This window comes from Meridianimarinicoccus marinus (genome assembly GCF_040689105.1).
Lineage (GTDB): Bacteria > Pseudomonadota > Alphaproteobacteria > Rhodobacterales > Rhodobacteraceae > Meridianimarinicoccus > Meridianimarinicoccus marinus.
Map to the genome: position 1 here is coordinate 1 of NZ_JBFBVU010000109.1, position 325 is coordinate 325.

The following is a 325-nucleotide window of genomic DNA, read 5'->3' on the forward strand; positions in this document are numbered from 1 at the left end:
AGCAGCACGTGAACGCGCCTGTAGCCATAGCGCACACGGGTCTCTGCATTCGTCGGGCAAACAGTCCCCCGGACTGTCTGCCGACCCTCCTCATTCCTTGATCCGCCTTTCGACGGCAGCCTGATCCGTTCGCCGGGACTTGTAGTGGTAGGTGGACGTGTCGAAACAGATGGCCCCACAAGCCTTCCGGATCGACACGCCCCAATCAACGCACATCCCGGTGACGATCTCCCGTAAACGGCCAGGCTTCAGAGCTTTCGGCGTATGACGTCCTGCAACATCTCACGATCCAGCGTCAGGTCCGCCACGATCTTTTTCAGCCGGG

1 pseudogene is annotated in these 325 nt (G+C 60.3%); it reads right to left on the reverse strand.

The window, feature by feature from the left end:
- A pseudogene (locus AB0T83_RS20390) lies at positions 1–325 on the reverse strand (hypothetical protein); the annotation flags it as partial.